Annotated in this window: 17 protein-coding genes and 2 pseudogenes; 15 read left to right on the forward strand and 4 right to left on the reverse strand. The window is 61.9% G+C overall.

All coding sequences use genetic code 11. The features are described from left to right. Positions 1 to 2 precede the first annotated feature (2 nt). Positions 3 to 877 (reverse strand): annotated as a pseudogene (locus ABLV49_RS21760) (tyrosine-type recombinase/integrase). 255 nt (positions 878 to 1132) lie between these two features. Further along, positions 1133 to 1984 carry a LysR substrate-binding domain-containing protein gene (locus ABLV49_RS21765; protein WP_349281874.1) on the reverse strand — a complete coding sequence of 284 codons (852 nt, stop codon included), beginning with the start codon at positions 1982 to 1984 and terminating at the stop codon, positions 1133 to 1135. A 158-nt stretch (positions 1985 to 2142) separates the two neighbouring features. Here ABLV49_RS21765 and phnD point away from each other — a divergent pair, with 158 nt between their 5' ends. From phnD to ABLV49_RS21795, 6 genes and pseudogenes are all read left to right on the forward strand, one after another. Further along, positions 2143 to 3015 carry a phosphonate ABC transporter substrate-binding protein gene (phnD, locus tag ABLV49_RS21770; RefSeq protein ID WP_349281876.1) on the forward strand — a complete coding sequence of 291 codons (873 nt, stop codon included), beginning with the start codon at positions 2143 to 2145 and terminating at the stop codon, positions 3013 to 3015. Then, complete coding sequence (phnC, locus tag ABLV49_RS21775; protein WP_349281877.1) at positions 3012 to 3848, forward strand: phosphonate ABC transporter ATP-binding protein; 837 nt, start codon at positions 3012 to 3014, stop codon at positions 3846 to 3848. Before phnD ends, phnC begins: the two co-directional genes overlap by 4 nt. 26 nt (positions 3849 to 3874) lie before the next feature. Continuing rightward, on the forward strand, positions 3875 to 4693 hold the full coding sequence (gene phnE, locus ABLV49_RS21780; RefSeq protein ID WP_349281879.1) for a phosphonate ABC transporter, permease protein PhnE: 819 nt from the start codon (positions 3875 to 3877) through the stop codon (positions 4691 to 4693). Between the two features lie 100 nt (positions 4694 to 4793). Beyond that, a complete protein-coding gene (gene psrA, locus ABLV49_RS21785) occupies positions 4794 to 5885 on the forward strand; it encodes an iron-containing alcohol dehydrogenase PsrA (RefSeq protein ID WP_349281881.1) in 1092 nt (363 codons plus the stop codon). Positions 5886 to 6002: 117 nt separating this feature from the next. Next, entirely contained in the window at positions 6003 to 6872 is an 870-nt protein-coding gene (gene phnX / locus ABLV49_RS21790; protein WP_349281883.1) for a phosphonoacetaldehyde hydrolase, read from the forward strand. Between the two features lie 310 nt (positions 6873 to 7182). Continuing rightward, positions 7183 to 7308, forward strand: a pseudogene (locus ABLV49_RS21795) (IS630 family transposase); the annotation flags it as partial. Positions 7309 to 7363: 55 nt separating this feature from the next. Here the strand turns inward: ABLV49_RS21795 and ABLV49_RS21800 are convergent. Beyond that, positions 7364 to 8269 (reverse strand): LysR family transcriptional regulator, encoded by a 906-nt coding sequence (locus tag ABLV49_RS21800; RefSeq protein ID WP_349281885.1) that lies wholly within the window; start codon positions 8267 to 8269, stop codon positions 7364 to 7366. 254 nt (positions 8270 to 8523) lie between these two features. Between ABLV49_RS21800 and ABLV49_RS21805 the strand changes: the two genes are divergently transcribed. The 8 genes from ABLV49_RS21805 to ABLV49_RS21840 all read left to right on the forward strand — a co-directional run bounded on the left by ABLV49_RS21805 (position 8524) and on the right by ABLV49_RS21840 (position 15371). Beyond that, the gene (locus ABLV49_RS21805) at positions 8524 to 9588 is read left to right on the forward strand and encodes an alpha/beta hydrolase (RefSeq protein WP_432280033.1); all 1065 of its coding nucleotides are present in this window, start codon (positions 8524 to 8526) and stop codon (positions 9586 to 9588) included. After that, positions 9588 to 10811 (forward strand): MFS transporter, encoded by a 1224-nt coding sequence (locus tag ABLV49_RS21810; RefSeq protein WP_415838252.1) that lies wholly within the window; start codon positions 9588 to 9590, stop codon positions 10809 to 10811. Before ABLV49_RS21805 ends, ABLV49_RS21810 begins: the two co-directional genes overlap by 1 nt. 78 nt (positions 10812 to 10889) lie before the next feature. After that, entirely contained in the window at positions 10890 to 11381 is a 492-nt protein-coding gene (locus ABLV49_RS21815) for a cyclophilin-like fold protein (protein WP_432280034.1), read from the forward strand. Between the two features lie 16 nt (positions 11382 to 11397). Beyond that, on the forward strand, positions 11398 to 12120 hold the full coding sequence (locus tag ABLV49_RS21820) for a RibD family protein (RefSeq protein ID WP_349281887.1): 723 nt from the start codon (positions 11398 to 11400) through the stop codon (positions 12118 to 12120). Between the two features lie 6 nt (positions 12121 to 12126). Continuing rightward, positions 12127 to 12768 carry an SDR family oxidoreductase gene (locus ABLV49_RS21825; protein ID WP_349281889.1) on the forward strand — a complete coding sequence of 214 codons (642 nt, stop codon included), beginning with the start codon at positions 12127 to 12129 and terminating at the stop codon, positions 12766 to 12768. A 46-nt stretch (positions 12769 to 12814) separates the two neighbouring features. Further along, positions 12815 to 13864, forward strand: coding sequence for an NAD(P)-dependent alcohol dehydrogenase (locus ABLV49_RS21830; protein ID WP_349281891.1), 1050 nt, complete (start codon positions 12815 to 12817; stop codon positions 13862 to 13864). 82 nt (positions 13865 to 13946) lie between these two features. Beyond that, positions 13947 to 15068, forward strand: a complete 1122-nt coding sequence (locus tag ABLV49_RS21835; protein ID WP_349281893.1) for an MBL fold metallo-hydrolase — start codon at positions 13947 to 13949, stop codon at positions 15066 to 15068. A 45-nt stretch (positions 15069 to 15113) separates the two neighbouring features. Continuing rightward, positions 15114 to 15371 carry a hypothetical protein gene (locus tag ABLV49_RS21840; protein ID WP_349281895.1) on the forward strand — a complete coding sequence of 86 codons (258 nt, stop codon included), beginning with the start codon at positions 15114 to 15116 and terminating at the stop codon, positions 15369 to 15371. Between the two features lie 6 nt (positions 15372 to 15377). On the opposite strand, the gene ABLV49_RS21845 is transcribed toward ABLV49_RS21840, so the two are convergent. Then, the gene (locus ABLV49_RS21845) at positions 15378 to 15935 is read right to left on the reverse strand and encodes a recombinase family protein (RefSeq protein WP_349282456.1); all 558 of its coding nucleotides are present in this window, start codon (positions 15933 to 15935) and stop codon (positions 15378 to 15380) included. A gap of 177 nt (positions 15936 to 16112) precedes the next feature. Here ABLV49_RS21845 and ABLV49_RS21850 point away from each other — a divergent pair, with 177 nt between their 5' ends. Beyond that, positions 16113 to 19085 (forward strand): Tn3 family transposase, encoded by a 2973-nt coding sequence (locus ABLV49_RS21850; protein WP_349281896.1) that lies wholly within the window; start codon positions 16113 to 16115, stop codon positions 19083 to 19085. The last annotated feature ends 29 nt before the right edge of the window (positions 19086 to 19114 follow it).

Consider the following 19114-nt stretch of genomic DNA (forward strand, 5'->3'; position numbering starts at 1 on the left):
ACCTACGCGGGCTGCAGCATCTCCAGCGGACTGACCACCTCGCGCAGCACCTCGGTGGCGACATGGGTGTAGACCGAGGTGGTCTCCAGCTTCTTGTGCCCGAGCATCACCTGGATCACACGGATGTCCACCTTCTGCTCCAGCAGATGGGTGGCGAAGCTGTGACGCAGCGTGTGCATGGAGACGCGCTTGTCGATCCTGGCCGCTTCGGCGGCGGCGTGCACGGCGCGGTTGAGCTGGCGTGCGGTCAATGGATCCACCGGGTTCATGCCGGGGAACAGCCAGCCGCCCGGCAGCATCTTGCCTTGGGCATGGGCGACTCGCCACCAGGCGCGCAGCCGCTCCAGCAGCAAGGGACAGAGCATGGCGTAGCGGTCCTTGCGACCCTTGCCCTGCTCGACGCGCAGCGTCATGCGCTGGCTGTCGATGTCGCCGACCTTGAGTGCCACGATCTCACTGACCCGAAGCCCGGTGCCGTACGCGATGGACAGGGCCGTCTGGTACTTCAGGTTGGAGGCCGCAGCGATCAGGCGCGCAGCCTCGTCGCGACTGAGCACCACGGGCAGCTTCTGGGGCACATGCACGTAGCTCATTCGGGCCATCAGCTCCCCCGGTCGAGCGTGACGTCGAAGAAGAACTTCAGCCCGGTGATGGTGGCGTTGAGCGTGATCGGCGAGATGCCTCGATCGGTCATGTGCAACTGGAACCGCCGCAAATCCTCTACGGTGGCTGTGTCGGGCGAGCGTCTTAGAAAGCCGGCGAGGTATCGCACCGCGCGAACGTAGGCGGCCTGGGTCTTGGGTTCGAGCTTGCGCATGCGCATGTCGTCGAGCATGCGCTGGCGCAGCGGCGAGATGGCTTGGGTCGAAGGGATCATGATCGTGCTCCTGTCGAAGAACGAGGCCGATTGCCTCGCTCGCCAACATAGACAGGGACGCGATGTTTAACAAGCACCGGGGCCTTGGCGGCGGACTACCGCGCGAGCGGTTTAGTCCTCCGACCCATAGCAGCTATTTAGGTTAGGTCCTTTGGACAGGCCCTTGAGGGGTGGGTAAACCCTGGCGCGCCTTTTAAGCATAGGAGATAGCTCGTTGAAGCAATTCATACGGCACGATTTACAACTGAGTTTCGTTTAAATTACCGCCAAAAAAGAACTGATAAGTATGCTGTCGCGGCGCTCGGCCATGCAATACACATAGGTGGTAGTGCTCGCCGGGTCACCTGCGATACGCACGGGGCGAAAGCGCGGATCGGGAATGAATTCAGCCTCCGATACCGCACCCAACCCCAGGCCGCGCGCCACGGCTTCGCGGATCGCTTCGCGGCTGCCTATTTCCAGACTCCTGCGCGGCTGCACGCCGGCAGCCTGTAGCGCGCTTTCCATGGCGGTGCGCGTAGTCGATCCTTGTTCACGCAGCAGCAATGGCTGGCCTTGCAGTTCATGCATCTGCACCTGTGCACGCTGCGCAAAAGGGTGGTCCACATGTGCGAAGAGAATGATGGCGTGGCGCGCATATTCCCGCACGACCAACTCAGGTCGCTCATACAAACCCGCCAGTACCGCCACGTCAGTGGTGTAACGCTCCAGGTCGTGCAGCACTTGCTGCGAGTTACCCATGCGGATCGACAGTTGCATGCCCGGGTGCTGTGCGCGATAGGCGGCCACCATCTCGATCACATGAAAAGGCCCCACCGCGCCAATTTTCAGCTCGCCCTGATGCAGCTTGCCCGAGTCGCGCAGAAAGAAATCGGCCTCCGACTCCAGGGCGATGAGCTTTTGCGCCAACGACAGGAGCTTGTGCCCCGCACTGCTGAGTGACATGCGATAGCCCTGGCGGTGAAACAGTTCCACCTGGCTTTGCCGCTCCAGGGTGGCGATCTGGCTGGAGATAGTGGGCTGGCTCAGTCCCAGCGCGCGAGCAGCGGCGCTCAGGCTGCCATGGTGGGCCACGGCCACAAAGGTTCGGTAACGGGCGGAACTCATGGCAGGTTGGGAAGAAACGTCATCTCAAGGTTTGTTCTATAGAAATTGGTAAAAACCATTTTAAAACTTTCACATGACTGAAATATGTCGTCCCTAAAATTCCTTCCAACCCACGGCATCCCGCTGTGGCGAATGCTGAAATGCAAAGGATTTCTTCCATGACGATGACCCGCAAGACCTGGTTGCACACCTCCGTTGCTGCAATGGTGCTGGCCGTGACCGGAACCGCTTTCGCCCAGACCACCGAATTGCGCGTGGGCCTTATTCCTTCTGAGGATGCTCAGGCCATGATTCGCTCCAGCCAGCAGGTCATGGACCAACTGGCCGCCAAAACGGGCATGAAGGTCAAGCCCTTTGTAGCCAACGATTACAACGGTGTGATTGAAGCGCTGCGCTCTGGCAAGCTCGACATCGCCTACCTCGGCCCCTTCTCGTATGTGCTGGCCAGCGAGGTGGCCGGCGCCGAGGCTTTTGCTGTGGCCGTGACCAAAAAGACCGGCAAGAGCGCGTACCACAGCATGGTCATTGCCCGCAAAGACAAAGGCCTGCAGACGGTGGACCAACTCAAGGGCCGCACCTTTGCGTTTGTGGACCCCAGCTCCGCTTCGGGCCACCTGTTTCCCAAAGCAGGACTCATGGCTGAAGGTTTTGACACCGACAAGGGTTTCTCGCGCGTCATCTTCTCGGGCTCGCACGATGCCAGCATCATGGCCGTGGCCAACGGCAAGGTGGATGCCGCCTCCGTGGCCGACCGAATTTTTGAATCGGCTGCGAGCAAGGGTCTGGTCAAGGCCGATGACTTTGTCGTGATCTGGCGCTCGCAGCCTATCCCTGAGTCGCCCATGGTCTGGCGCAAAAACCTGGATGCAGCCACCAAGCAAAAAGTGGCCGCTGCCATGGCCGACATCAAGGACCTGCCTTGGGGTGACCAAGGCGTGCTCAATGGCTTCGCTCCCACCAATGATCAGGCCTACGACGTGGTGCGCCAAACCGCCAAAGCCCTGAAGCTGGACCTGGGACGCATGAAATGATCCAGATCCGCCAACTGCGCAAAAGCTATGGCAGCAACCATGTGCTGCACGGCATCGACCTGGACGTGCGCCCGGGCGAGTTCGTGGTCATGCTGGGCCTGTCCGGTGCGGGCAAGTCCACACTGCTGCGCTGCATGAATGGACTGAACCACCCCGACAGCGGCATGCTGGCAGTGGGCGGAATCGATCTGATGCAAAAACACTCCCGCCGCGAGCTGGCGCGCCATGTGGCGATGGTCTTTCAACACCACAACCTGGTGCCGCGCCTGTCCGTGCGCAAGAACGTGCTCACCGGCCGCCTGGGTCAACTAGGCACGCTGCCTTCGCTGCTGCAGCTGTTTCGCACCAGTGACATCCGTCTGGCCGACCAGTGCCTGGAGCGCGTAGGCCTGGCCCACAAGGCCGATGAGCGCACCGAGGCCCTGTCGGGCGGGCAAATGCAGCGCGTGGGCATTGCCCGCGCCCTGGCCCAGCAGCCGCAGGTAATTCTGGCGGACGAGCCCGTTGCCAGCCTGGATCCCAAGACCGCCCGCAGCGTGCTGCAGTACCTGCGCGATGCCACGCGCGAGCTGGGCATTGCCGTGGTTTGCAACCTGCACCAGGTGGACTATGCCCGCGAATTCGGCGACCGCGTGGTCGGCCTGGCCCAAGGCCGCGTGGTGTTTGATGGTGCGCCGACCGATCTGGATGAGGCCGCGCTGCAAGTCATCTACCATGGTGAGCCGCAGGAGGCGTACCCCCGTGCGGATGCACCCGTGCCTGCACACGCCACGGCGGCAGTGCTGCCGTCGGTCCCCTGGATGCAGGCCAGCGCGTCTGTGGGAAGTCTGTGATGAATACACCTACAACCACACCCCACATGTCCCACGACAGCTGGAACTGGACCGCCACGCGCCCCGAGGGCGCCCTGGGTTGGCTGGGCTACGCTGCCGCCGCGCTGGCCATCGCCTGGGTGCTGCAGTGGAGCGCCAGCGGCGCACAAATGAGTTGGGGCGAACTGGCCAACGGCATGCCGCAGATCGGCGACTTCCTCACCCGCTCGGTGCCACCGGACTGGAGCATCCTGAACCGCCTGTGGGCACCGGCACTGGAAACCATCCAGATCGCCATCTGGGGCACGCTGCTGAGCGTCATCCTCGCGCTACCGCTGTCCTTCATCGCCGCGAGCAACCTGCACAGCTGGCATTGGCTGCGCCGCGTCACGCGCCAGTTTCTCAACGTGGTGCGCAGCATCAACGAGCTGATTCTGGCGCTGGTTTTTGTCTCGGCCGTGGGCCTGGGCCCGTTCCCCGGCGTGCTGGCCCTGGCGCTGCACGGCATGGGCATGCTGGGCAAGTTCTTTGCCGAAAGCATTGAAGAAATTGACCAAGGCCCGCTGGAGGCGTTGCGCAGCGCCGGCGCCACGCAGTTGCAGGTGATCGCTTTTGGCGTCGTGCCCCAAGCCATCACCGCCTGGATTGCCGTAGTGCTCTACCGCTTTGAGGTCAATCTGCGTTCGGCCACCGTGCTGGGCATGGTGGGCGCGGGCGGCTTGGGCTTCGAGCTGGTCAGCAGCCTCAAGCTGTTCCGCTACCAGGAAACGGCCACCTGCATTGTGGTGATCACGGTGATGGTCATCGCTGCCGATCTGGTTTCCAACTGGCTGCGCAGTCGCATCCAGCAGGGCTCGCGCCGCTAAGCCCATCACCCTACCCCTTATCAAAACCATAGCTGTCAGCGCTTGTCCAGCAAGGGCTCAGGGCTGATTTGACTTCCATTTTTCTTTAAGGCATTTTCCTGTGTGGACGTATCACAACCCCGTCAGCATCTGCGCTGGCATTGGCAGCCTGAACCAGTTGCCCACCTTGCTGCGTGGCCGCAGTTTCCTGCTGGTCACATTCCCCGAGGCCGAGGACCTGGGCCTGGTGCAGCGCGTGCGCCAATTGCTCGACCATCAACTGCGCGGCGTGGTGGATTGTATCCAGCCGAACCCCGACGTGCAATGGCTGGCGCCGCTGTATGACCGCGTCCACCGCGAGCATGCCGATGTGGAGTGCATCGTCGCGCTGGGTGGCGGCAGCGCCATCGACTCGGCCAAGGCACTGCTGTGCGCCACGCCCTCGGGCAGCTTTGCCGAGCTACTAGCCGTGCTGGAGCAGGGAAGCCCACTGCCCGCCGGCGTGCACAAGGCGCTGATCGCCATTCCCACCACAGCTGGCACGGGCAGCGAAGTCACACCCTGGGCCACCATCTGGGACCAGGCCGGTGGCCGCAAGCATTCGCTGCACCAGCCCTTTACCTGGCCTGAGGCCGCCATCATCGATGCCGAACTCATGACGAGCTTACCCACCGGCGCCACGCTGGCCTCTGGGCTGGATGCGCTGTCGCACGCACTGGAATCGATCTGGAACGTCCACCGCAACCCGATGTCGATAAATTTTGCGGTGCAGGCCGCTCGAGGCACGCTGGCCATCTTGCCCGCGCTGATGCGTGACCTGGGCAATGTGCAACTGCGTGCTGAGATGGCACAGGCCGCGCTGCTGGCCGGCCTGGCGTTTTCGAACACCAAGACGGCACTGGCGCATTCGCTGTCGTATGGCCTCACGCTGCGCCACGGCGTGCCGCATGGCATTGCCTGCTCGTTCAGCCTGCCGCTGGTGCTGGAGATGGCGCTGGGCGCCGATGCCGAAGTGGATGCCACTTTGTGCTCCATCTTTGGCGCGGCCACTGGCGCAGAAGCCAGCGCCCGCCTGCGTGCCTGGCTGCAGCAACTGGGTGTGGCCACCGATCCCGCGCACTATGGCGTTGCACCCGACCAATGGGACGCCATGGTCATACACGCCGCCAGCGGTCCGCGCGGACGCAACTTCATTAGATCACTGGCGGTGTAAACCCCATCAGCAACCCACAAACCCCCGATGCCACTCACCCGCCTGCCGCCCTTGGGCGTGGGCTCATCAGCGATGGCATCCATCTCTCATTGAAACCCCACACGGAAACCGCACACCATGAACAGCATCCAAGCCCCTTTCCCCGCCACGCCTTCCGCCGCAGCCTCTGCTGGCACCGACTTGTCGCCGCTGCAGGCCGTCATCTTTGACTGGGCCGGCACGCTGGTGGACTTTGGCTCGGTGGCGCCCACGCAAATCTTTGTGGAAGCCTTCGCCACCTTTGGCATCACCCTCACCTTGGCGCAAGCCCGTGGGCCCATGGGCCTGTCCAAGTGGGACCACATCCACCAACTACTGCAAGAAGCCAGCATTGCCGCGCAATGGCAGACCGCCTTTGGCCGCTCACCCACCGATGCCGATGTAGACGCCATCTACGCCCGCTTCATGCCCATGCAAATCGCCAAGGTGGGCGAGTTTTCCGCCCCTATTGCCGGCGCGCCCGAGTTGCTGACCTGGCTGCGCGCCCAGGGCTTGAAAGTGGGTTCCTGCTCCGGCTACCCGCGCGAAGTGCTCAACCAGTTGCTGCCCCAAGCCGCCGCCGCCGGGATTGCTCCTGACCATGTGGTGGCAGGCGACGAACTGTTGGCCGGTGGCCGCCCCGGCCCGTACATGGCACTGGCCAATGTGCTGGCGCTGGGCATCAGCGACGTGCGTGCCTGCGTGAAGGTGGACGACACCGTGCCCGGCATCGAAGAAGGCTTGAACGCTGGTATGTGGACTGTAGGCCTGAGCCTGTCGGGCAATGAAGTAGGCTACTCGCCTGAGGACTTTGCCCAGGCACCGCAGGCAGAAGTGAACGCACGAGTGGCCGTTGCTGAAGCCAAGCTGAAAAAAGCTGGAGCCCACCATGTGGTGCGCAGTGTGGCGGAGTTGCCGGCAGTGCTGCAGCAGATTGCCGCTGTTATGCGCATGGGCGCTCTGGCTTGACGGGCTGATGTGAGGTAGAGATTGAACGCGGGATCTCATTGAGTCGTTTGACGATTCCCAGAGGCGTGTTGCAAAAAATTAGCAATGCGAGTCGGTAGGAAGAATTACAAAGCGCCATTGGATCCAGAGGCTCGCTGAAAATCAGCAAATTGGAAGACCGCTTCTGGCCTATTGCCCGTGCGCCTACACGCAAACCAAGTCGATTCTGATGCGTCTCTGATCTACGAAGCTCGCCTTGCATTACCCATAAGTCAGTAATTTGACGAAAAAATCCTGAAATCTTTTTTGCTTGCAGTTTTTCCAGACAGGTATGAAACGGGATGGAGGGGAAATGGCGCATAACACGCTCGAAGAAATGTGCATTGTGGCCGTCAAACAAATGAATGAAGGCAAGCATCCGACAACCGTGGCGGTCTCATTGGGGCTGAATCGGTCTCGTGATCCGACCAAAAACGTTTGGAATGGCAGGCAGGCTTACTGGCATGCCGCCCCTACGGCTGTCGCGGCCCACTGAAGCGCAGCGCCTTGACCACCAGCGAAAAGGCGGGCGAGGGCTGGCGCTTGCTGGGGTAGTACAGGTGATAGCCGGCAAATTTAGGGCACCAGTCCTGCAGCACGCGCACCAGCCGGCCCGACTCGATGTGGGGCATCAGCTCGTCCTCGGGCAGCAGTGCAATGCCCAGCCCGGCCAGCGCCGCATCGACCTGGGGCGGCGCGGTGTTGAAGATCAGCGGCCCATCAACCCGCACATTGACCTGCTTGCCGCGGCGCTCGAAGTCCCAGACGTACAGCCCGCCCGATGTGGGCATGCGCTGGTTGATGCACTGGTGCGCGGTCAGGTCCGCTGGCGTTTTGGGCGCGGGGTGGGCGGCAAAATAATCGGGAGAAGCGACCACCGCCATCTGCAGCGACGGGCCGATGGGCACGGCAATCATGTCTTTGTCGATGGTGTTGCCCATGCGCACGCCGGCATCGAACCGGTCGGCCACGATGTCGCGGAAACCATAGTTCATGTCGAACTCGAGCTTGATGTCCGGGTACTCGCGCAGCAGCGGCATGAGCTTGGGCAGCAGCACGGTGTGCAGAATGTTGTCGCCGCAGGTGATGCGCACGGTGCCGGCGGGCTTGTCGCGCAGCTCGGTCAGCGCCTCAAGCTCGGCCTCGATCTCGTCGAAGCGGTGGCCGATGGCCTTCATGAGCCGCTCGCCGGCCGAGGTGGGCGCGACGCTGCGCGTGGTGCGCGTGAGCAGCCGTATCTGCAGGCGCTCTTCGAGCCCGCGGATGGCCTGGCTGAGCGCCGACTGCGTCACGCCCAGCGTGCCGGCGGCCTTGGTGAAGCTGCCTTCCCGCGCAACGGTGACGAAAGCGAGCAGGTCGTTGAGGTTGCGCCGTGCCATGGGGTCGTCCGTTTCACATGGGATTGATTAGAAATGGTGATAGATGCATTAAGCATTCATTATCTAGTCAATCCTCCCCTTGCCGGGCAAACTTCAGCAATGGTGAAAAGGCAACCATCCGGCAATGCAGTGAGTGCCCTTCCCACCCCCACATCTTTAAAGGAACATCGACCATGAAAACTTTATCAAACGAAAGCTTCGGCGTAACAGCAGAGCAGCTCGGCAACGCCGCCGATCGACGCGAATTTCTGAAAATGGCCGGAACCGGCGCAGCTGCAGCGGGCATGCTCTCGGCCACGGGCGGCGCGGCCTGGGCGGCAGGTTCCCGGACAGAGCCAGCCCGGGCGCCGGGCGCGGACAATTTCTACACCAGCGACCAGGTCACCGTGCGGCAGGTCACCTTCAAGAACCAGTACCAGATGCGCGTTGCCGGCACGCTCTTCACTCCCCGGGGGCTGGACAGGAATCAGCGCCATCGGGCCATCGTGGTGGGCCACCCCATGGGCGCGGTGAAGGAGCAAAGCGCGAACCTGTATGCCACCAAGATGGCCGAGCAGGGCTTTGTGGCCCTGTCCGTGGACCTGGCGTTCTGGGGCGCAAGCGAAGGCCAGCCGCGCAACGCCGTCTCGCCCGACCTGTACGCCGAGACCTTCAGTGCGGGCGTTGACTACCTCGGCAGCCAGGCGTTCGTGGACAAAGAGCAGATCGGCGCCATCGGCATTTGCGGCAGCGGCAGCTTTGTCATCAGTGCGGCCAAGATCGACCCGCGCATGAAAGCCATTGCCACGGTCAGCATGTACGACATGGGCGCGGCCAGCCGCAACGCGCTTAACCACTCGCAGACGCTGGCACAGCGCAAGCAGATCATTGCAGCGGCCGCCGGGCAGCGCGATGCGGAGTTCGCTGGCGGCGCCGTTCAGTACACGGGTGGCACGGTGCACCAGCTGGCGGCGGACACCCACCCCATCCAGCGCGAGTTCTACGATTTCTACCGCACACCGCGCGGCCAGTACACGCCCAAGGGCGGCTCGGCAGCCACCACCACCCACCCCACGCTGGCCAGCAACGTCAAGTTCATGAACTTCTATCCGTTCAATGACATCGAGACGATCTCGCCGCGCCCGATGCTGTTCATCATGGGCGACCAGGCGCACTCCAAAGAGTTCAGCCTGCAAGCCTACCAGCTGGCCGCCCAGCCCAAGGAACTGCACATCGTTGCGGGCGCCGGTCACGTGGACCTGTATGACCGCGTGAACCTGATTCCGTTTGACAAGCTGACGGCGTTTTTCAGCAAGCATCTCGTGCAGGCAGGCGTTTGATGACAGTCCAGGCGCTTGACGCCCGCCTGGGCAGCGATTGCGCCGGGCGCGCAGGCCAGGCGCCGGCCGCCCACTGGGGCGCGGTGCTGGCGATGACGCTGTGCGTTTTCACGTTGATTGCCTCGGAGTTCATGCCCGTCAGCCTCCTGACCCCCATCGCCGCCGATCTCAGTGTCAGCGAAGGGCGGGTCGGCCAGGGCATTGCCATTTCCGGCGCCTTTGCGGTGCTCATGAGCCTGTTCGTTGCCAAGCTGGCCGGCGACATGAACCGCAGGACGCTTTTGCTGGGGCTGACAGGGCTGATGGCGATTTCCGGGGCAATGGTCGCGCTGGCGCCCAATTATGGGGTGTACATGCTGGGCCGCGCGCTGATCGGGGTGGTCGTCGGCGGATTCTGGTCCCTGTCGGCAGCCACGGCGATGCGGCTGGTGCCAGCCCATCAAGTGCCGCGTGCCATGGCCATCTTCAACGGCGGCAATGCACTGGCGGCGGTGGTTGCCGCGCCCTTGGGCAGCTACCTGGGCTCGATCATCGGATGGCGTGGTGCGTTCTTCGCCCTCGTGCCGGTGGCGCTCATCGCGTTGGTCTGGCAGTGGATCAGCCTGCCCTCCATGCCGGCTCAGCCACGGCGGCCGGATGCCGGCAATGCCGTCCAGCTGCTCAAGCACCGGGCGGTCGCCCTGGGCATGCTCGCTGTGGGCATGTTCTTCATGGGTCAGTTCACGCTGTTCACCTACCTCCGGCCGTTCTTGGAAACGGTGACGAACGTTGACGTGGCCACGCTGTCGCTGATGCTGCTGACGCTGGGCATCGCCGGCTTGGTCGGCACCACGCTCATCGGCAGGCTGCTGAAGTGGAACTTCTACAGCACGCTGACGGCCATTCCGATCCTGATGGCGCTGATCGCGCTGGCGCTTACCGTCCTTGGCAGCAAGGCCGCCGCCGTGGCGGCACTGCTGGGCCTGTGGGGTTTGGTGGCCACGGCCGCGCCGGTGGGCTGGTGGGCCTGGCTGGCCAGAACGCTGCCCCGCGACGCCGAAGCCGGCGGCGGACTGATGGTCGCCGTGGTCCAGCTGGCCATTGCGCTGGGCTCGACCGTCGGCGGCTTGCTGTTCGACGCCAGCGGCTACCAAGGCGCGTTTGCCGCAAGCGCGGGCATGCTGCTGGTGGCTTCCCTGGTGACGCTCTGGACGGCGCGCTCGCAAGCATCACAGGCCGCCTGAGCCATTTGAAGAGCCAAGGAGAAAGCCATGACCATGCGCAGCTTCAGCGCCCGTATCAGCAGTCAGCGTCCCTTTGCCATGGCGATCGGACATCGCCGAACCCTGAGTTTGCTGCTTGGCCTGCTCGTGCTCGGCGGTTGCGAAGCTGGCCAGCAGCCGGCTCCAGTGTCACACGCTGCTGCTGCAGCGGCATCTGAAAAACCGAAAGGATCACGCATGTGGATGACCGTCGGCGAACGTCGCTTCGCCATCACCTTGAGCGACAACGCAGCTGCCCGTGAATTGGCCGCGCAGCTGCCGCTGACGCTGGACATGGCCGAACTCAACGGCAACGAAAAGCATGCCGAACTCGCCAAAGCGCTGCCGGCGCAAGCAAGTCGGCCGGGAACCATCCACAGTGGCGACCTCATGCTGTACGGCTCGAGCACCCTTGTCCTGTTCTACTTGAGATTCGACTCGCCCTACGCGTACACGCGCCTCGGCCGCGTGGACGATCCCGTGAGCCTGGCCCAGGCGCTGGGTCGGGGCGCTGTCCGGGTGGTGTTTTCCAGTCAGAAGATTTCCAATTGATGAAAGGTAAATCGTGTTGAAAAAACCTTACGTCATTATTCATACGCTCACATCGCTGGATGGAAAGATCAACACCATCGATCTTCCTCAATTCCACAGCGCCGCCCTTCAGTATGAACAACTGGCCTTGCATGCTGATCAACAAGTATTTAATTTCCAGGGCTACCTGAATGGCCGCGTCACAACCGACGACAACGTGACGCATTACCGCAAGCCTGACGTGAACGAAATGGCAGACAAGGTTCCTGAAGGAGACTTTGTGGCTCAGGCAAATGCGTCCATGTACTACGTTTCGATCGATCCGACCGGCCGACTGGGCTGGAAGGAAAACCATGTTGATTACGCGAATATCAATTCGCATGTGATTGCTGTGCTTACCGAAAAAGCCAGCAATGCGTACAAGGACTTGTTGAGGCGGCTGGACATCTCTTACATCATTGCAGGGAAACACGAGCTGGATAACGCCTTGGTCCTGCACAAGCTGACCGCCCTTTTTGGCATGGACCGCGTCATGATCGGCGGCGGCGGCGTGCTGAACTGGTCGTATCTGCAAAGTGGTTTAGTAGATGAAGTCAGCATCTTGATGGCACCCATTGCCGATGCCTCGCCAGACACCCCGAGCCTGTTCATAGCAAAAGAACCCCTCTCCAAAGCTCAGCCGCGTTCATTTTCACTGATCGAGGTAAAACCCCTGAAGGACAGCACGGTTTGGCTCAGATACAAAGTCAACAAGGAATAGCCCCGAATGAAAAATGTGATTCTCATAGGCGCCAATGGCTCCACAGCCAGGCAGATCATCCCTCGCTTGCTTGAGCAAGAAGATGTCAGGTTGACACTCTTCTTGCGCCGTGCAAATCGGTTGCAAGATTTCAACAGCAGCCGTGTGAATACCTTTGAGGGTGACGCCAGAAACATTGATGACTTAAAAGCGGCCATCAAAGGGCAGGACGTTGTTGTCAGCACAATGGGTGGCATGGACCTTGGCGGCACAACGGAAAATGTTGTGAAGGCAATGCAAGAAATGGATGTCCATCGAATCATCGCCATTTGCGCCGGGGGAATTTATGACGAATTGCCCGAACCGTTTAACGCGTGGGATAAAAAAATGGTCGGGCATACGCGGCCCGCCAACTTAAGAATGGCTGAAGTGATTGAACAATCATCACTAAATTACACCATTTTGCGGCCGGTCTGGTTGACTGACAAATCGACACAAGAGTTTGAGCTGACGAAAAAAGGCGAGGTTTACAAGGGGACAGAAACGTCGCGCGCAAGCCTTGGGCGCTTTGTGGCCGATGTCGTCAAAAATCCCGCGCTCCATGGCAATGAAAATCTCGGCGTAAGCCAACCCGACACAGACGGCGACAAACCTGCAGCTTATCGCTGATTTTCAAAGTAAAGCCCATCAATCCCTGCCTAGAAGGAGAACTACCATGACCACCCATGCCTATGGCGCCCAAGCCAGCGATCAGCCTCTTGAACCCATGAACATCACCCGGCGCGCCCCGGGCGCGCACGACGTGCAGATCGACATCGCTTACTGCGGCGTGTGCCATTCGGACATTCACCAAGTGCGCGCCGAGTGGGCCGGAACACTCTACCCCTGCGTGCCGGGGCACGAGATTGTCGGCCGCGTGTCGGCCCTGGGCGCGCATGTGGCGGGCTTCGAGATAGGCGATCTGGTCGGCGTCGGCTGCATCGTCGATAGCTGCCAGCATTGCGAGGACTGCGCCGAAGGGCTGGAAAACTATTGCGACCACATGGTCGGCACGTACAACGGCCCGACGCCGGACGCGCCCGGCCATACGCTGGGCGGCTACTCGCAGCACATCGTCGTGCACGAGCGCTACGTGCTGCGCATCCGCCATCCCGAGGCACAGCTGGCGGCGGTCGCTCCGCTGCTGTGCGCGGGCATCACCACCTATTCGCCGCTGCGGCACTGGAAGGCGGGGCCAGGCAAGAAAGTGGGCGTCGTCGGCATTGGCGGCCTGGGCCACATGGGCATCAAGCTGGCGCATGCCATGGGCGCGCATGTGGTGGCCTTCACCACGTCAGAATCCAAGCGCGACGCGGCAAAGGCACTGGGCGCCGATGAGGTGGTGGTTTCTCGCAACGCCGATGAAATGGCCAAACACGCCAGGAGCCTGGACTTCATTCTCAACACTGTCGCCGCGCCGCACGATCTGGATGCTTTCCTGACCCTGCTCAAGCGCGATGGAACCATGACCCTGGTCGGTGCGCCGGCTTCGCCGCACCCTTCACCCGGGGTTTTCAACCTCATCATCAAGCGCCGCAGCCTGGCCGGCTCGGCGATCGGCGGCATTCCCGAAACGCAGGAGATGCTCGATTTCTGCGCCGCGCACGGCATCGTCGCTGACATCGAGATGATCCGTGCCGATGAGGTCAACGAAGCGTACGGGCGCATGCTCAAAGGCGATGTGAAGTACCGCTTCGTCATCGACTGCGCCAGTCTGGCCCTGTAGTCATCAACCCATCCACGCAAGCCGAATGGACAGGGCAAAACTGCCCCCTCCATTGGGTTTTTGCCACTGCTCTGCTATCCAAATGTTCAAAATCTTTTCCCGTGTGCTCCTAGCCCTTGCCATCGCCGCTGTCCTGGTCAGCATTGCCAGCGTTGCCTACTTGCAGCATCCCCTGTTTGGCGGTCTACCGCAGGGCGAGCGGCTTTCCCGCATTGCACAGTCGCCCAACTTTGCCAATGGCGTATTTCACAACCAGATCGACTCGCCGCTGAGCACGACGGATCAATCCAAGTTCGCGATGTGGATGAAGACCATCTTTGGGGAGAAAGGAAACGCCCGCCCGCCAGGATTGATTCCTGACTTCAAAACCGATCTCAAGGCGCTCGATGCTGCGCAGGATCTGGTGGTCTGGCTGGGCCACTCGTCCTACTTCGTTCAGCTAGGCGGGCAGCGCATCCTGATCGACCCGGTATTTAGCACCAACGCCGCGCCCCTACCGCTGGCGAATGTGGCCTTCGATGGCACCAGTCTTTATGGCGCAGACGACATGCCGGAGATCGACTTTCTGCTAATTACCCATGACCACTACGACCACCTGGATTATCCGAGCATCCAGGCGCTACAGCCCAAGGTCAAGCAGGTAGTGGCGGGCCTGGGCGTAGGCGCGCATTTTGAGGCCTGGGGCTACGACATGCGGTCTGTGCACGAGGCCGACTGGTATGACGCCATTGAACAGGTGCCAGAACTCAAAATCCACGTCACCCCGGCTCGCCATTTCTCCGGTCGCACCTTCACCCGCGACAAAGCCTTGTGGGTAGGCTTCGCGCTGGTATCCCCGCAACGACGAATCTTCTTCAGCGGCGACTCGGGCTACGCACCGCACTTCGCCGAAGTCGGCAGGCGTTATGGCCCGTTTGACTGGGCTGCGCTGGATGCCGGGCAATATGATCCGCGCTGGGCAAACGTCCACATGAACCCCGAGCAGGCCGCACAAGCGGCAGAGGATCTGCGGACCCGGGCGTTAACGCCTGGACATGTCGGCCGCTTCTCGATCTCCCCGCATGACTGGGACGACCCTTTCAAGCGAATCACTGCTGCCAGCCACGGGCGCAGCTACGCCTTGTGGACACCGGAAATCGGCCGCCCCATCCATCTGGATGGGCGTGCACAGGCATTTTCTGCGTGGTGGGAGGCGGTCAAATAGCGCAAGCATATTTGCCAATACAGCATAGGCCGTACTAAGGTTTCCATGAGTTTTGATTTCATCTTCTTGCGCTCGATCGTGCTGACGATTGTCGTCAGTCTGTTCTTCCTGACAACCGGCCAAGGCGCGCGAAAACGCAGTTCCCTTGCTGCATTCTGGGCCGTGGCAGCGCTTGTTCACCTTATCTGGTGGCGCCTGCCCAATCTGTCCGCTCTGGGCGGCTCGTGGGGCGACGCTGGGCGCTGGCTGGTGACCGCCTGGGTCGGTTCGCTGATAGGGGTCACTTCAGGAAACGGAAAATAAAGCACGTTAAGCCTGCGAGCACGCTGGAATCCAGCGGTACAGAGTGGGCACGGACACGCCCAGGTTCTTGGCCACGTCGCGTGGCGGCACACCATTGGCCAGCAGCTTCTTGGCTGATTCGATCTTGCTGTCGGTCATTTTCCGCTTGCGCCCGCCCTTGCGGCCCAACTGGCGGGCCACTTCCAACCCTGCGCGGGTGCGCTCTCCTGTCAGTTCCCTCTCCATCTCGGCCAGGCTGGCCATGACGTGAAAGAAGAATCGGCCTGACGGGGTACCGGTGTCGATGGCGTCGGTCAGGCTCTTGAAATGCACGCCCTGCTGGTGCAACTGGCCGACCAGATCCACCAGGCGCTTGACGCTGCGGCCAAGCCGGTCGAGTTTCCACACGACAAGGGTGTCGCCCTCGCGCAGCATTTCCAGCGCCTTGGCCAGACCGGGCCGCTCGGCCCGGCTGCCGCTCATCTTGTCGTCAAAGAGCCTGTGGCAGCCCGCCTTGGTCAAGGCGTCGAGCTGAAGATCAAGGTGTTGGTCCAGCGTGGAGACGCGCGCATAGCCGATCAGCATGCCGGACATTGACTGAGTTGTTCCATGTTCTATCTTTCTCAAAACTCATCATTTCGGTGAAGTTTAAGAATATCATTTCGAGAAATATTTGTGAGAACGGAAGATCCTTGATTCTGCGTGCAGCACGCGTCAGACAACAAGGCTTCTCGCAATCCTCCGTTTACAAGAATACCCCCCATGCCACGTCGTTCGATTCTGTCCACCACTGAGCGCGACAGCCTTCTTGCATTGCCTGAGGCCAAGGATGAACTGATTCGGCACTACACGCTCAGCGAAACCGACCTGTCGATCATTGGCCAGCATCGCGGGTCTGCGAATCGGCTTGGCTTTGCTGTCCAGCTTTGCTATTTGCGATTTCCTGGCATGGTCCTGGGTGTCGATGAACCACCGTTTGCGCCCTTGTTGCGTATGGTGGCGGCGCAGCTCAAAGTGCCGCTGGAAAGCTGGGATGAGTACGGGCAGCGCGAGCAAACCAGGCGGGAGCATCTGGTCGAGCTCCAAGCGATGTTCGGATTCAAGTCCTTCACCATGAGCGATTACAAACGAGAGGTGCATAAGCTGACCGAGTTGGCCTTGCAGACCGACAAGGGAATCGTGCTGGCCAGTGCGCTGGTCGAAAATCTCCGGCGGCAGAGCATCATCCTGCCTGTCATAAACGCCATCGAGCGCGCCAGCGCAGAAGCGATCACCCGCGCGAATCGGCACATTTACACCGCACTGACGGACCCCCTGTCGGCCGTCCACCGCCACCGCCTGGACGAGCTGCTCCAGCGCAAGGAGGGCAGCAAGGGAACCTGGCTGGCGTGGCTGCGCCAGTCGCCGGCCAAGCCGAACTCACGGCACATGCTTGAACACATCGAGCGCCTCAAGGCCTGGCAGGCGCTGGACCTGCCGCAGGGCATCGAGCGGCTGCTCCACCAGAACCGGCTGCTCAAGATCGCCCGCGAGGGCGGCCAGATGACGCCCGCCGACTTGGCCAGATTCGAGGTGCAGCGGCGCTATGCCACCCTGGTGGCGCTGGCCATCGAAGGCATGGCCACCGTCACCGATGAGATCATCGACCTGCACGACCGCATCATCGGCAAGCTGTTCAACGCGGCCAAGAACAAACACCAGCAGCAGTTCCAGGCCTCGGGCAAGGCGATCAACGACAAGGTGCGCCTGTACGGGCGCGTCGGCCAGGCGCTGCTCGAAGCCAAACAAAGCGGCGCCGATCCCTTCGCGGCCATCGAATCCGTCCTGTCCTGGGACGCGTTCACGGCCAGCGTCGGGGAAGCGCAAAAGCTCGCGCAGCCGGCGCAGTTCGATTTCCTGCACCGCATTGGCGAGAGCTATGCCACGCTGCGCCGTTATGCGCCTCAATTCCTGGAGGTTCTGAAACTGCGGGCGGCGCCGGCCGCCAAGGGCGTGCTCGACGCCATCGACGTGCTGCGCGGCATGAATGCCGACAACGCCCGCAAGGTGCCTGCCGGCGCGCCGACCGCGTTCGTCAAGCCGCGCTGGGCCAGGCTGGTTCTGACTGACGAGGGCATCGACCGGCGCTACTACGAGCTGTGCGCGCTGTCCGAACTCAAGAACGCATTGCGCTCGGGCGATGTCTGGGTGCAGGGCTCGCGCCAGTTCAAGGATTTCGAGGACTACCTGGTGCCCGCCGGGAAGTTCGCCGCGATGAAGCTGGCCAGCCAGCTGCCGCTGGCCGTTGACACCGATTGCGACCAGTACCTGCAGAGCCGCTTGTCGCTGCTGGAGCAGCAGCTTGCCAGAGTCAACCGCTTGGCCGGAGCCAATGAGCTGCCGGACGCCACCATTACCACCGCGTCGGGCCTGAAGGTCACGCCGCTGGACGCGGCGGTGCCTGATGCCGCCCAGGCCCTGATCGACCAGGCAGCAGCGCTGCTGCCGCGCGTCAAGATCACCGAGTTGCTCATGGAGGTCGATGAGTGGACGGGTTTCACCCGGCACTTCACGCACCTCAAGACCGGGGGCACCGCCCCGGACAAGGCCTTGCTGCTCACGACGATCCTGGCCGACGGGATCAACCTTGGATTGAGCAAAATGGCCGAGTCCTGTCCCGGCACGACCTACGCTAGGCTGTCCTGGCTGCAGGCCTGGCACATCCGGGACGAAACGTATTCATCGGCCCTGGGCGAACTCGTCAACGCGCAGCTGCGCCAACCATTTGCCGGGAACTGGGGCGACGGCACCACGTCCTCCTCGGATGGCCAGCGCTTCAAGGCGGGCGGCCGGGCCGAAAGCACCGGGCACATCAACCCGAAGTACGGCAGCGATCCGGGACGCACGCTCTACACGCACATCTCCGACCAGTACGCGCCTTTCAGCGCCAAGGTGATCAACGTCGGCGTGCGCGACTCCACCTATGTGCTCGACGGCCTGCTGTACCACGAGTCCGACCTGGCGGTCGAGGAGCATTACACCGACACGGCGGGCTTTACCGATCATGTGTTTGCACTCATGCAACTGCTGGGCTTTCGCTTCGCGCCGCGCATCCGGGACCTGGGCGACACCCGCCTGTTCATCCCCAAGGGCGATGCCAGCTATGACGCGCTTGGGCCGATGATCAGCAGCGACAGGCTGAACATCAAACATATTCGTGCCCACTGGGATGAGATTCTGCGGCTGGCCGCCTCGATCAAGCAGGGCACGGTGACGGCCTCGCTGATGCTCAGAAAGCTCGGCAGCTATCCGCGCCAGAACGGCCTGGCCGTTGCCCTGCGCGAACTCGGACGCATCGAGCGCACGCTGTTCATCCTTGACTGGCTGCAAAGCGTGGAGCTGCGCCGGCGCGTTCAGGTCGGGCTCAACAAGGGCGAGGCGCGCAACGCCCTGGCCAGGGCAGTGTTCTTCTACCGGCTGGGGGAAATCCGCGATCGCAGCTTTCAGCAGCAGCGCTACCGCGCCAGTGGCCTGAACCTCATCACGGCGGCCATCGTGCTCTGGAATACCGTGTATCTGGAGCGGGCCGTCAACGCATTGCGTGGTCATGCAAAGCCCGTGGACGATGCGCTGCTGCAATACCTGTCGCCACTGGGCTGGGAGCACATCAACCTGACGGGCGACTACCTGTGGAAAAGCAGTGGCAAAGTCGGCGCTGGCAAGTTCAGGCCACTGCGGCCAATGTCACCACCTTAACGTGCTTTATTTTCCGTTTCCTGAAGTGA

Source organism: Polaromonas hydrogenivorans (assembly GCF_040105105.1).
GTDB lineage: Bacteria > Pseudomonadota > Gammaproteobacteria > Burkholderiales > Burkholderiaceae_C > Polaromonas > Polaromonas hydrogenivorans.

Excerpts from the sequence above, each read along its gene's own strand:
- ABLV49_RS21840 (WP_349281895.1), top strand. The coding sequence starts at position 15,114 with ATGAGTTTTGATTTCATCTTCTTGCGCTCGATCGTGCTGACGATTGTC.
- phnD (WP_349281876.1), top strand. The coding sequence starts at position 2,143 with ATGACGATGACCCGCAAGACCTGGTTGCACACCTCCGTTGCTGCAATG.
- ABLV49_RS21800 (WP_349281885.1), bottom strand. The coding sequence starts at position 8,269 with ATGGCACGGCGCAACCTCAACGACCTGCTCGCTTTCGTCACCGTTGCG.
- ABLV49_RS21845 (WP_349282456.1), bottom strand. The coding sequence starts at position 15,935 with ATGCTGATCGGCTATGCGCGCGTCTCCACGCTGGACCAACACCTTGAT.
- phnX (WP_349281883.1), top strand. The coding sequence starts at position 6,003 with ATGAACAGCATCCAAGCCCCTTTCCCCGCCACGCCTTCCGCCGCAGCC.
- ABLV49_RS21805 (WP_432280033.1), top strand. The coding sequence starts at position 8,524 with ATGGCCGGAACCGGCGCAGCTGCAGCGGGCATGCTCTCGGCCACGGGC.
- ABLV49_RS21830 (WP_349281891.1), top strand. The coding sequence starts at position 12,815 with ATGACCACCCATGCCTATGGCGCCCAAGCCAGCGATCAGCCTCTTGAA.
- ABLV49_RS21825 (WP_349281889.1), top strand. The coding sequence starts at position 12,127 with ATGAAAAATGTGATTCTCATAGGCGCCAATGGCTCCACAGCCAGGCAG.
- ABLV49_RS21835 (WP_349281893.1), top strand. The coding sequence starts at position 13,947 with ATGTTCAAAATCTTTTCCCGTGTGCTCCTAGCCCTTGCCATCGCCGCT.
- ABLV49_RS21765 (WP_349281874.1), bottom strand. The coding sequence starts at position 1,984 with ATGAGTTCCGCCCGTTACCGAACCTTTGTGGCCGTGGCCCACCATGGC.
- ABLV49_RS21815 (WP_432280034.1), top strand. The coding sequence starts at position 10,890 with ATGGCGATCGGACATCGCCGAACCCTGAGTTTGCTGCTTGGCCTGCTC.
- ABLV49_RS21850 (WP_349281896.1), top strand. The coding sequence starts at position 16,113 with ATGCCACGTCGTTCGATTCTGTCCACCACTGAGCGCGACAGCCTTCTT.
- ABLV49_RS21810 (WP_415838252.1), top strand. The coding sequence starts at position 9,588 with ATGACAGTCCAGGCGCTTGACGCCCGCCTGGGCAGCGATTGCGCCGGG.
- phnE (WP_349281879.1), top strand. The coding sequence starts at position 3,875 with ATGTCCCACGACAGCTGGAACTGGACCGCCACGCGCCCCGAGGGCGCC.
- phnC (WP_349281877.1), top strand. The coding sequence starts at position 3,012 with ATGATCCAGATCCGCCAACTGCGCAAAAGCTATGGCAGCAACCATGTG.